Consider the following 12,882-nt stretch of genomic DNA (forward strand, 5'->3'; position numbering starts at 1 on the left):
TTGTGTTAAACTACCATTGAATCGGAGGAGAATGTATGAAATTATATGACGTTATTGTCGTTGGCGCTGGAACTAGTGGAATGATGGCCGCTATCGCAGCAGCAACAGCTGGCAGCAAAACTTTACTAATAGAAAAAAACAAACGTGTCGGAAAAAAACTATTATTGACTGGTGGTGGGCGATGTAATGTCACTAATAACCGACCCGCTGATGAGATCATTGCCCACATACCAGGAAATGGTAAATTTTTATATAGTGCTTTTTCACAATTCAATAATTATGATATTATGGAATTTTTTGAGTCAAATGGCACCCACTTAAAAGAAGAGGATCATGGACGGATGTTTCCTGTTACTGATCGTTCTAAAACAATTGTAGAAACACTCTTCAACCAATTAGAACAACTTGGTGTGACAATTTATACGGAAGCAAAAGTGGAGAAAGTATTACACAAAGACGGACAAACGATTGGAATCGCATTGGAACATGAAAAAATTTATGCACCATGTGTCATTTTAACAACAGGTGGACGCACCTATCCTTCTACCGGTTCCACAGGTGATGGATATAAGTTAGCAAAAAGACTTGGACATACCATCAGTCCTTTATATGCCACAGAATCACCTATTATCTCAAATGATCACTTTATTCAAGATAAAACATTACAAGGACTTTCATTACAAAATATTGCTCTTTCTGTTTTAAATGAGAAAGGCAAAGTAGTTGTTACACATCAGATGGATTTGCTCTTCACTCATTTTGGTCTTTCAGGTCCTGCTGCTTTAAGATGTTCAAGCTTTGTGAATCAAGAACTGACTAAAAACGAACAGCATCCCGTTACTTTACAATTAGATCTGTTCCCCGAAGTAGAAAGGCAAAATCTGAAAAAAGAAGTTAATACAAAGTTTTTCGACCAACCTGAAAAATCAGTCAAAAATGCTTTGAAAAATTTTATTCCAGAACGTCTAATGGATTTTATTTTAAGCCAACTTATCATGTCTGATCTTTCATCTAAACAAGTCTCTGATCAACAACTAGATCAATTTATCCAGCAATTAAAGTCTTTTAAGATAACTGCTGAAAAAACTTTGCCAATTGAAAAGTCTTTTGTAACTGGAGGAGGTATTTCGCTAAAAGAGATTCAACCTAAAACAATGGAAAGTAAATTAGTTAATGGTTTATTCTTTGCTGGCGAACTACTGGATATTAATGGCTATACAGGCGGTTATAATGTTACAGCAGCTTTTGTGACAGGTCATGTTGCAGGAACCCATGCTGCCGCTATTGCTGAATATACTTATTTACCTGATCTAGAATCTGATTAAGCTTTTTAATTCGTACTAAGACTTTAGCATGAGAAAAAATGTGAAATAAATCAGTCTTTTGCTTGATTCTCATGAGCAACTTTCATGAGAAAATAATCTCAAGAGGTGATTAGGATGAAAATTAACTTAAAAAGACAAACTACTTGGGGTTGTGTCCGCTACTTTACAGTCTATAAAAATGGCATTCGCCAAGGAAATTTATTTAACAATATTCCAACAGAAATGGATGTTGAATTAGGTGATACACTTGAGTTCAGAGAAGGCCTTTTCCGTTTTTCTCAAAAAGTCGTCGTTACAACTGATACCAAAGAAATTTCAATTACAAACAGTTATCGTCTTCAGCAATTATTTTCTTTATTCATTATCTTATTTTTAGCAATTTCTCTGCTTTGTCTGTCTATCAATTCCATTCAAGTTTTTTTGGCAGTTGAAATAACTTCTTTTGTCATTTTAAACTATTTGTTTCGTTACCGTTCTTATCAATTCAATGTTGAAACAAACCGACCAATAAAGTCATTGTTGAAGTCTATCAGTGGTATTAAACCCGCTTGATTCTTGCTGCTTGATCTTTTTCGATAGATAACTAAAAATGTGAATCGTTCCTCTGAAAAAACTTTTTCAGGAAACGGTTCACATTTTTATAGTTAAGTGTCAATTTTATTAATTAATTACTCTTCATCAATTCTGTCACGTAAGCAACTTTCTCTGGTTGTTCACTTTCAATTGTAGCAATTGCTTCAGCAAAGTTTGGTAGATGCTCTTTATGGGCAATCAATAACTCATCTAATAATGTTTTAGCCATTGAACCACCAGGCACCAACGGATTGATCGTAAATGCGTGTAATGCTGCGCCATAATTCCCTTCAATCGCTGCACGAATCACTGTTTCTTCCATCCCTTTCATTACTTGGATGATCCCACGTGCTGCCGGTGGAAAAGCACCCCAGTTATAAGGTTCATGGCCGTGTGCTGTTACTGGTCCTGAAACTTCAACAACACAGTCATATGGTAAATCAGTGATCGTTCCATTATTTTCAGTTGAAACAACCATATCCGTGCGTTTATCATTATGAATCGACGCAATCAACTCACAAGCTGCATCACTGTAGTGTGTGCCTCCACGTTGTTCTAATTCTTTTGGTTTGTAATCCAAATTAGGATCTTTATACAATTCGAACAAACGAGCTTCTGTTTCTTTTACAACTTGAGCTCTTGTTTCCCCTTTTTCAAATTCTTCGATCGAATGTTTCAACATTTCATCTTCGATGTAGTAATAACGATGATAGCCACAAGGTAGCATGCCTAAATCTTTGATTTGTTCGTAGTGGAATGGTGCATTATGAATATTTTTTAAGTGACTTTCAGAATCTTCTTGTGGCCCATAAATCAAATCAATCAATTCTTGTGTGCGTTCATTGCCTTGTTTATCCCATACACGGTGCCAATGGAAGTGGTTGATCCCAGCAAATTTGAAGAATAAATCATCTTCTGGAATGCCTAGCTTTTCAGCTGCTTGTTTTCTATGACCGATCGGTACATTACAAAGACCTGCTGTTTTTTTCCAGCCACCATGTTTGATTGCGGCTTCTGTTACCATTCCAGCTGGATTAGTAAAATTGACTAACCATGCGTCTGGGCATAATTCTTTCATGTCTTCAATAATACCAAGAATAACAGGGATTGTACGGAACGCTTTAAACATACCTCCTGCTCCGTTTGTTTCTTGTCCTAAAACGCCATGCGATAAAGGAATACGCTCATCTTTGATACGTGCGTCAAGTAATCCTACACGGAATTGTGTGGAAACGAAGTCAGCATCTTTCAAAGCCGCACGACGATCTAATGTTAAATGGACTTCCCAATCTAATCCAGCTGCTTTGACCATACGCTTAGCCATGGCACCAACTGTTTCTAATTTTTCTTTTCCTGCTTCAATATCAACTAACCAAATTTCTTTGATTGGTAGTTCATCTTTTCTTTTAATATATCCTTCGATTAATTCTGGTGTATAACTTGATCCGCCGCCAATTGTTGCGATTTTCAATGCATTTCTTGTCATGTGTTTCCCTCCTGATTTCTTGTTCAGAATATGTTCTGACATCGTTTACATTCTTATCATAATATGTGGGAATGTTCCCATGTCAAGCTCTTTTTTTAATTTTTTTATGTTATACTGATAAAGTATAAAGAGCCTCAACTCTGTATCGATAGCAAGTTTCAGCTAAATGAAATAAACTCGTTAGTGAGGAGTATTTATGACAACTATTATTGATGTAGCAAAACAAGCGAACGTATCAAAATCAACTGTCTCTAGAGTTATTTCTGGAAATGGTTATGTTAGTCAAGAAAGTCGAAAAAAAGTGTTGGAAGCAATGGAAGCGTTATCGTATTCTCCTAATCTGATTGCACGAAACCTTCAAAGCGGCGAGACCAAGACGATTGGTTTTCTCGCTCAAGGCTTTTTCGATCCTTTAGGTATTTTTCTTCAAAGTTTTATTTCGATTGCTAAAAAATACAACTATTATGTGACATTATACTTTACTGACGGAGATAAAAAGAAGGAAATCGATGCCTTGAACCAAATGAAATACAAACAAATCGATGGTGTTTTTATTTTAACTAGAGCCAATAAATGGGACCTAATCGAGCCATATAGCATCTATGGTCCAATTTCTACTTGGCATCGTATAGACTCTGAGCGCATCTATTCTTCTTACATTGATCACTATTCTGGTTATTATCGCTCATTGGATTACCTTTATCAACGTGGATACCGTTCGATTGGTCATGTTTTAGGGAATTTTGAAAATTTGAATACTAAGGCCCGTTTAAAAGCTATTGATGATTTTCATCGAGCTAAACAGATTCCAATCAACGATGAGTGGATTTTCCAAGATAAATCCAGAATAAACAATGGACGGACGATTGCACAACTTTGGCATAAAATGACCAGTAAAACTGATGCAATGGCTTTTTATACAGATTCAGTTGCCGCAGAATTCATATCTGAACTTCAATTATTAGGCTATTCTGTTCCAGAAGATGTTGCTGTAATCGGATTCGATAACAGTGAAATTAGTCGTTTAATGCATATAACAACTGTGGATTATTCAATCAAGCGTCAAGCGGAAAATTCGTTTATCTATCTTCATAATCAACTCAATAAAGAGACGATCCCGGAGCAAGAAATCAGTGTCCAGCTTATTGAAAGACAAACTGTTCCTTTGCGAAAACCAGAAAAAGAGCACTGAGATTTTTCCTCAGTACTCTTTTTTGGCTATTTCGCTACTTTTTTACGTTCATTTCTTAAGATCGAAATCGATTGTTTCAATGATTTCAAAACGCCACCTTCACTATAAACCAAGACATTTGATTTATACAATTTCGCTGAAAACATCGTTAACAGTACTCCGAAAACAACTAGAATCAAAACAGAAATCATCGCCCCTGTATTCGTTACTGTTTCGCTGGCTAAACGAATCGGCATAATAAATGATGAAATCAATGGGATATAAGAAGAGACTTTAATGACAATATTTTGTGGATCCGTTGTCCCTAACGAAATCCCAATAAAATAACCAATCATTGCAATGTAAATAATAGGTTGAACCGCTTTGGCGGTATCTTCTGGTTTTGACACTAAAGAACCACAAAGTGCTGCTAAAACAGAATAAACTAAGACACCTAAAACAAAGAATGCTAATGTGAAGTATAAGAAGCTGCCCAAAATATTGGTGGTTGAAAGTCCTTCCAATAAGCTCTTCACCATATCTAAGTTTTTCAACTGTGAATAACCAATACCAATTGCTGCAGCATAAATCACGATTTGAGTCAGCGCAACCAAAATGACACCTGTTAACTTCCCATAGAAATGTGTTTGAGCTTTTGTACTTGATAAAATAACTTCCATGATCCGAGTGCCTTTTTCAGAGGCGATCTCTTGTGCAATAATGGATGCATATGTGATGATAATCACCCAAAGAATGATTGTGATGACAAATGACATCGCTGACTGAATCCCAGTATTATCTTGCCCTGTCGTCATTTTTCCATTATCATCAAAACTGACTTTTGTTTTTTCAAAATTAGCTGGTTGACTCAAACTTGCTAACTGGTCAGCTGTTAAATTTAATTTACTTGCTTTTAGTGAAGATTGCAGTCCGTTGAGCATTTGGCTCATCATTAGTTCGGTCGTTGTGCCTAAAGAAGATTCAGCATACAATTTTCCTTGAACTTGATCATTCTTCGTATCTAAAACTAGAAATGCTTCAAGATCTTTATCCTTTAACTGTTTTTCTGCCTCATCTTGTGAGGAAACCACTTTAAACGTATAATCATCTGTTTTCGATTTAGCTAATTGGGTTGCTAACTCTTGATTATCGGACACAAGCCCAACTTTCGTCTCTTCTGAAAAACCGCCTGCTAGTGAACCCGCAGCATAAATGATCCCCATCACAATAAATGGTACCAATATCATAATAACAAAAGAAACAGATTTTACATTCTTTTTATAAACATCACTTGCTATGATCCAGAATTTACTCATTTGGTTCACCTGCTTTCATCTTAAAGATTTCTTCTAAGGTTGGTGGCTGCTGATTAAACATGGGAATATAACCGAATTGTGTGGCCCGCGCAAAAATTTCTTCCCCGGCTTTTGGATCTGCTAACGTTACTTCAACCACACCATCACCACGTTTGACTGCTGTTTTTACACCATCGATAGCTAATACGTCTTCTGGAGTCAAAGGCGATTCCAAGAACACTTTTGTACGACCAAAGCTTTCACGAATATCATGAACTTTGCCATTGAGTACCATCTCGCCACTACTTAGCATCACAAGATGATCACAGATTTTTTCAACATTATCCATATTATGGCTGGAGAAAATGACACAAGAGCCTTTTTCTTTTAATGCCAGAATTCCATCTTTTAAAAGCTCAGCATTAACTGGATCTAATCCGCTAAAAGGTTCATCCAAAATAACTAATTTAGGTTCATGGATCAACGTTGCGATCAGTTGAACTTTTTGTTGGTTCCCTTTAGAAAGTGATTTTACTTTATCTGTTTTTTTGCCTTTAACTTTGAATTTTTCCATCCATTCGTCGATTTTTGGTTCAATTTCTTTTTTCGATTTTCCTCTTAACTCTGCAAAATAAATCAGCTGTTCTTGAATGGAGACCTTAGGATACAAGCCACGTTCTTCTGGTAAATAGCCAATATCATTGTAATCTTTACCACTTAATTGATGGCCGTTCCAAAGTACAACCCCGCTGTCTTGGGTTAAAAAATCTAAAATCAAACGGAATGTTGTTGTTTTCCCTGCACCATTTTGACCGATCAGCCCAAGTATTTTTCCATCTGGGATTTCAAAAGACATATTGTCTACAGCTGTATAATCGCCAAATGTTTTAACCAAATTCTTTACTTCTAACATTTCCCATCCTCCTATATTCAGTTCTTATTTAAAAAGTATCTTACCCGATTTAATGGTCCTGTTTTTAGTTGATCCTGAACAGATTTTACCACGTATTTGCGGTTTTTAAAAAGAATTCCTTAGTAAGATACTGACTAACACACCTACAATAAAACCAATCATTGCCAGTATTATAGAATCCCTCAAAACTTTTTGCTTTCTAGCAAATCGTTCTGGCTGATTGTAGTATTTTGTCCGATCTCTATAAATAACCAATGAAAAAATAACGCTGATCGCAACACCTAGTGGTAATACGGTAAATAACATTCCAAAAAAAATCAGCATCGTTCGAATCCATAGATTAGCAAAAAAAATACTTTTAGATGTTTTAGTAAAAAATAGCATGATTAGCAAAACTATCCCAATAGGCAAGTATACCAACGAATGAATCAACAACCAGTTCCATTCTTTTTTCATGCGAATCCAATAGCTTTCAGCATCTGAATAAATAGTTGGCGTACCACAATCCGCTTTAAAATAGAAATATCTCTTTTTATAATTTGTTATGTTTCCCCAACCAGCTTGTTTGTAGATTACTAAATATTCAGATAATTCATCTGGTGAACCATCAAAAAAATCTACTGAATATTCCTTTTCTTCTGACTTTCCTTTTTCAAAAACCAATAACCCAACTTGATTCATTTTTCTAAAATGCCAACCCTTTTCTCCTTGTTTCTTTAGTAGCTGCATTTCCTTCTCAGGATAAAAGGCAATTCCTCTAGAAAAAATATATTTCTTCCCCTTAAATATCTCCATTCATATCTCCCTTTTTTCAGCTAACAGACGATTTCCAGCTTGATAAAGAAGTTTACGGCGCTCAATATCCTTCTGCAAGATATCGTATCCTTTCTCTGTAATCAAATACGTTTTTTTTCGTTCATTACTATCTTCCAGAGTAATAAACTCATTTTTTTGTAGCTTTTTTAATATGGTATACATACTTGCCGGACCAATATCTACCTGCCCATTTGTTAAAACATTCACTTCTTTCATGATAGCATAACCATGTTGCGGTTTTAGTAACGCTAACAGAATTAGATAAGTAGAGTCCGTCAGTGTATCTTCCATGATATCTTACTCCTTTATATCACCTAATGATATATCACATACTGATATAATACCGAAACTTGACCTTACTGTCAAACTTTGATTTAAAATCCGAGGCATATTACTTGACAATTTATTAAAGAATGAAGCAACTGAGGTTGGGACAGAAGTATTTAATCCCGAGAAATAAGAAGGAATTAGTCTTTTGTCACAACCTCAATCAGTTATTGATTATTTTCTTCTGAATTTATTTTTTCTTGATGCAAATGATCATACACATTTTTAGCGACATTTTTTGGTAAACCAGAAGCATTTAATTCCTCAACAGTAGCCGCTGTAATATTTTTTAATGACTTAAATTGTTTTAACAGTTCTTTTTTTCGCTTTGGCCCCAATCCTTCAATATTATCTAAACGAGAAGCAAAGCTGTTTTTACTACGTAATTGTCGGTGAAATGTAATCGCAAATCGATGAACTTCATCTTGAATACGCTGCAGCAAAAAGAATTCCTGAGAGTTTCTTTCTAAAGGAACGATCTCTAAATTTGGACCAAATAATAATTCACTTGTTTTGTGTTTATCATTTTTTGCCAACCCCGCTATCGGAATATCTAGGCCTAATTGATTATCCAATACTTCTTTTGCTGCATCTACTTGCCCTTTTCCACCATCGATCACAATCAAATCAGGGAACGGCAGATTCTCTTTTAAAACTCTTGCGTAACGGCGATAGATGACTTCACGCATCGATGCATAATCATCTGGTCCTTTGACTGTTTTGATTTTGTATTTACGATATTCTTTTTTATCAGGACGTCCATCAACAAACACAACCATTGCTGAAACTGGGTCAGTTCCCATGATATTCGAGTTATCAAACGCTTCGATTCTGATAGGTGCTGGAATGTTCATGGCATTTCCTAATTTTTCAACTGCTCCGATCGTACGTTCTTGTTTACGTACAATAAGATCAAATTTTTCTTGCAAAGCAACTGTCGCATTCTTTCCAGCTAATTTGACTAATTTCTTTTTCTCGCCTCTTTGTGGTTGGATGACCTTAGTCGATAACATAGCTTCAACACTAGCAATATCAATATTATCTGGAATCAAGACTTCTTTTGGAATAAAATGTTCATTTTCTTGATAGAATTGCCCGACGAATGTTAGAAAATCCTCTTCTTCTTCATTATAAAAAGGAAAAATAGAGACATCTCGCTCAATCAATTTTCCTTGGCGAATAAAGAATACTTGCACACACATCCAACCTTTATCAACAGCAAATCCAAAAACGTCTCGATCAACTAAATCAGCATTCGTCATTTTTTGGCGTGTCATTACCGTCTCAATCGCTTTGATTTGATCGCGATATTCCGCTGCTTTTTCAAACTCCATATTTTCTGCCGCTTCATTCATCTTTCTTTGAATTTCTTCTTGAATGACTGGGTGTCCGCCGTTTAAAAAACTTTTGATTTCCGCAACCATTTTTGTGTACGTTGTTTTAGGAATATCAAAGACACAAGGCGCTAAACATTGCCCCATGTGATAATACAAACAAACTTCCTTTGGTAAAACCCGGCATTTTCTTAAAGGGAAAAGTCGATCCAACAAACGTTTTGTTTCATTCGCTGCACCTACATCTGGATACGGACCAAAATATAATGCTTTATCTTTCGAAACTTTCCTAGTAATCAATAATCGTGGATAGTCTTCATTAGTAATTTTGATAAAAGGATAACTCTTATCATCTTTCAGCATTATGTTATATTTAGGATCATTTTTGTGAATCAAATTGATTTCCAGAAGCAGCGCTTCAATATTTGATTCTGTTACAATATATTCAAAATCTTCAATTTCACTAACGAGCCGTTCCGTCTTTGTATCATGGCTACCAGTAAAATAAGAGCGTACTCGATTTTTTAACACTTTGGCTTTCCCAACGTAAATGATCGTCCCGTTTTTATCTTTCATCAAGTAACAACCTGGTTGGTCAGGAAGTAAGGCTAATTTATTTTTGATTCTTTCGTTCATAGTACTTCCTTTCTAATCCATTGATAGACTATATTATACCATTTTCTCCATACTTAGGCATAAAAAATAGGATGAAGAAATACTCCATCCTAAGGTTTTCTTTACAGATGTTTGTCGATCAATGCACGTAACTGTTCTTTTGAATGAACACCTACTGCTTTTTCCACAACTTCTCCATCTTTTTTCAAAAGTAAAGTTGGAATACTCATGATTCCAAATGAAGCCGGCGTTTCTGGATTTTCATCTACATCCATTTTCGTAATTTTTACTTCACTTTCATCATATTCTTCACTTAATTGTTCTAAAATCGGTGATTGCATACGACATGGTCCACACCAAGTAGCCCAAAAATCGATCAAAACAAGACCGTTATCAGTTTCTGTTGAAAAATCTTTATCTGTAATTACTTGTGTCATCTTTTAGACCTCCTAATTTTTAAAGCGTAGCGGGTTCGTCCAGCGTTGACAGGAAAATAGTAAAAATTGATTGGGATGATTTTTGTCTCACTCCATTTTCATCTTTTTTCTGAAGGGTTAACCCGTGAAGCTCGGTAATCATTTCTAAATTGATTATATCACTCGCTCGTTGATTCGACTAATTTTCTGCTTACTAAAGGTAAGCATCTTATTTAAATTTTACGATCGTTGCACCATTACCGCCTTGATTTCCTGGAGCAAACTCAAAACTGCTAACACTGCGATGATTTTTTAAATAATCTGTAATCCCTGTTCTTAAAGCACCTGTTCCTTTGCCATGAACGATCGTGACTTGAGGGTAACCTGCTAAAATTGCTGCATCAAGATACTGATCAACTTCAGCCAGAGCCTCTTCATAGCGTTTTCCACGTAGATCCAATTGGTTCGCTACATGACTACTTTCACTTGAGCGAACAGCGGTTACTCTTTGTGTAGGTTCCTTTTCAGGTGCAACTGGGGTCATATCACTTTCTGCAACAGACATTTTTAAGATCCCTAATTGCACTTGCCATTCGTTATCGCTAGACTTACGAATTAATGTGCCTCGTTGCCCAAACGTATTAACGATAACTTCATCGCCTGATTTAAGTTTCTTTTGTTCTTTCGCTTTTTTCAGCACTTTATTTTTTTCTAAATGAGTTTCTTCCTGATGCAGTTGAGAGAGTTTTGACTTAGCATCAATCAATTGGTGTTCTTTCACACCACCGTGATTTCCGCTAGTCAACTGCATTTTACGGATATCTGAGATAATACCGCTCGCTTCTTCTTCCGCTTGTGAAACCAATTCATTGGCTTTTTGACGAGCTTTTGCCATTTCTTTTTCACGCTCATCGAAAAAGTACCCATAGGCTTCTTTCAATTCTTTATGCAAGCGTTCAGCCTCATCCACGTAATGACGAACTTCTAAATACTCAGTTTCAGCCATTTTACGCCGGTTTTCCAAATCTGCGATCATTTCATTTAAATCTTGGCTTTCACCATCCATGATATGTTTTGCTTCATCAATGATTGATGTATCTAATCCTAGTCGTTTTGAAATTTCAAATGCATTACTACGTCCTGGAACACCAATCAATAGGCGATAAGTCGGACTTAGTGTGTCTACGTCAAACTCCATACTAGCATTGATTGTGCCTGCTCGATTGTAGCCATAAACTTTTAACTCAGGGTAATGAGTTGTTGCCATCACATAAGCACTTTTGCTACCCAGTGCATCTAAAATGGAAATAGCTAGTGCTGCTCCTTCTTGAGGATCCGTTCCAGCGCCTAATTCGTCAAATAAGACTAAACTATGGTTATCAACTTTTTTCAACACCTCAACAATGTTTGTCATGTGCGAAGAAAAAGTACTCAAACTTTGCTCGATGGATTGTTCGTCACCGATATCTGCAAAAACTTCGTCAAAAATTCCCATCTGGCTTTCTTCGCCTGCTGGAATTGGCAAACCTGATTGCCCCATCAATTGAAGTAACCCGAGTGTTTTCAATGTAATCGTCTTACCACCCGTATTAGGTCCAGTGATCACAACAGCTTGATACTCTTTACCAATTGTTATGTCGTTTGGAACAGCCTTTTCTTGATTTAAAAGAGGATGTCTCGCTTGCTTAAAATAAATATGATTCTCTGCACTGATTTCAGGAACGACTGCCTTTAATTCCTTACCAAAACGAGCTTTTGCATTTATAAAATCTAATTTGCCGATAACATACGCATTGTGCATGATATCATTGCGATGAGGAACTAACTCTGCTGATAACTCAGCTAAAATCCGTTCAATTTCATTGCGCTCTGCAATTTGATGCTGACGCAAGCGATTATTCAGATCAACGATTTGTTTTGGTTCAACAAATAATGTTTGTCCTGAAGCACTTTGGTCATGGACTACACCGCCAAAAATACTTTTATATTCTTGTTTAACTGGAATTACATAGCGTTCATTTCGCATTGTCACAATTGCATCGCTTAAATATTTAGCATTTTTCCCTCTAACAATGCCATCTAATTGTTCACGAATTGTTTGTTCGCTTCGACGAATATTATTGCGAATTATTTTTAATTCAGGTGATGCTTCATCTGTCACTCGACCATCTTCATCGATTGACTCTTTTAATCTGCGACTTAATTCTGGTAAAACAATCAATTGATCGATCCAAGAATACAGTCGTAGTAATTCGATTTCGCTGTCCTCTAAATCGTTAAAAAAGCGAATCACTTCAGAGGTTGTTGAAAGTACTCTGCCTACATGAGCTAATTCAATACCATTCAAATCTGCACCTATTTCGATACGTTTCATATGGGGACGAATATTCTCTAACTTAGGAATTGGGATACCACCTCGTAAGCGTTGGATTTTTAGCCCATCTTCCGTTTCTTCCAACCACGCCTGAATCGTCATTGCATCATTTACAGGGACAAGCTGTTCAATCTCTTCTCCCCCTTGAGCTGTAACGACGTATTGGGAAATCAACTGTTTGACCTTGTCGAATCCTAGTGTTGTTAAAATTCGTGTATTCATTTTTTCACCTTCTGT

General features: G+C 36.2%; 11 protein-coding genes. 3 read left to right on the forward strand and 8 right to left on the reverse strand.

Going from position 1 to position 12,882, the window contains the following annotated elements; translation table 11 throughout:
- The first annotated feature begins 35 nt into the window (after positions 1-35).
- On the forward strand, positions 36-1,325 hold the full coding sequence (locus ATZ35_RS13890) for a BaiN/RdsA family NAD(P)/FAD-dependent oxidoreductase (RefSeq protein ID WP_208927761.1): 1,290 nt from the start codon (positions 36-38) through the stop codon (positions 1,323-1,325).
- A gap of 114 nt (positions 1,326-1,439) precedes the next feature.
- Positions 1,440-1,877 (forward strand): hypothetical protein, encoded by a 438-nt coding sequence (locus tag ATZ35_RS13895; RefSeq protein ID WP_208927762.1) that lies wholly within the window; start codon positions 1,440-1,442, stop codon positions 1,875-1,877.
- Between the two features lie 112 nt (positions 1,878-1,989).
- On the opposite strand, the gene ATZ35_RS13900 is transcribed toward ATZ35_RS13895, so the two are convergent.
- A complete protein-coding gene (locus tag ATZ35_RS13900) occupies positions 1,990-3,384 on the reverse strand; it encodes a 6-phospho-beta-glucosidase (RefSeq protein ID WP_208927763.1) in 1,395 nt (464 codons plus the stop codon).
- Positions 3,385-3,580: 196 nt separating this feature from the next.
- On the opposite strand from ATZ35_RS13900, the gene ATZ35_RS13905 reads away from it, so the two are divergent.
- On the forward strand, positions 3,581-4,576 hold the full coding sequence (locus tag ATZ35_RS13905; protein ID WP_208927764.1) for a LacI family DNA-binding transcriptional regulator: 996 nt from the start codon (positions 3,581-3,583) through the stop codon (positions 4,574-4,576).
- 26 nt (positions 4,577-4,602) lie between these two features.
- On the opposite strand, the gene ATZ35_RS13910 is transcribed toward ATZ35_RS13905, so the two are convergent.
- The 7 genes from ATZ35_RS13910 to ATZ35_RS13940 form a co-directional block, all read right to left on the reverse strand.
- On the reverse strand, positions 4,603-5,871 hold the full coding sequence (locus ATZ35_RS13910; RefSeq protein WP_208927765.1) for an ABC transporter permease: 1,269 nt from the start codon (positions 5,869-5,871) through the stop codon (positions 4,603-4,605).
- Complete coding sequence (locus tag ATZ35_RS13915; protein ID WP_208927766.1) at positions 5,864-6,763, reverse strand: ABC transporter ATP-binding protein; 900 nt, start codon at positions 6,761-6,763, stop codon at positions 5,864-5,866. Before ATZ35_RS13915 ends, ATZ35_RS13910 begins: the two co-directional genes overlap by 8 nt.
- Before the next feature lie 105 nt (positions 6,764-6,868).
- Positions 6,869-7,558: a DUF2812 domain-containing protein gene (locus ATZ35_RS13920; RefSeq protein WP_208927767.1), complete on the reverse strand. Its 690-nt coding sequence runs from the start codon at positions 7,556-7,558 to the stop codon at positions 6,869-6,871.
- Positions 7,559-7,870, reverse strand: a complete 312-nt coding sequence (locus ATZ35_RS13925; RefSeq protein ID WP_086279331.1) for a PadR family transcriptional regulator — start codon at positions 7,868-7,870, stop codon at positions 7,559-7,561.
- Positions 7,871-8,073: 203 nt separating this feature from the next.
- Positions 8,074-9,876, reverse strand: coding sequence for an excinuclease ABC subunit UvrC (uvrC, locus tag ATZ35_RS13930; protein ID WP_208927768.1), 1,803 nt, complete (start codon positions 9,874-9,876; stop codon positions 8,074-8,076).
- A gap of 101 nt (positions 9,877-9,977) precedes the next feature.
- Positions 9,978-10,292 carry a thioredoxin gene (gene trxA, locus ATZ35_RS13935; RefSeq protein WP_010761230.1) on the reverse strand — a complete coding sequence of 105 codons (315 nt, stop codon included), beginning with the start codon at positions 10,290-10,292 and terminating at the stop codon, positions 9,978-9,980.
- Positions 10,293-10,500: 208 nt separating this feature from the next.
- Positions 10,501-12,867, reverse strand: a complete 2,367-nt coding sequence (locus ATZ35_RS13940) for an endonuclease MutS2 (RefSeq protein WP_208927769.1) — start codon at positions 12,865-12,867, stop codon at positions 10,501-10,503.
- Positions 12,868-12,882 lie beyond the last annotated feature (15 nt).

The sequence above is a fragment of the Enterococcus rotai genome, assembly GCF_001465345.1.
Taxonomy (GTDB): Bacteria; Bacillota; Bacilli; order Lactobacillales; family Enterococcaceae; genus Enterococcus_L; species Enterococcus_L rotai.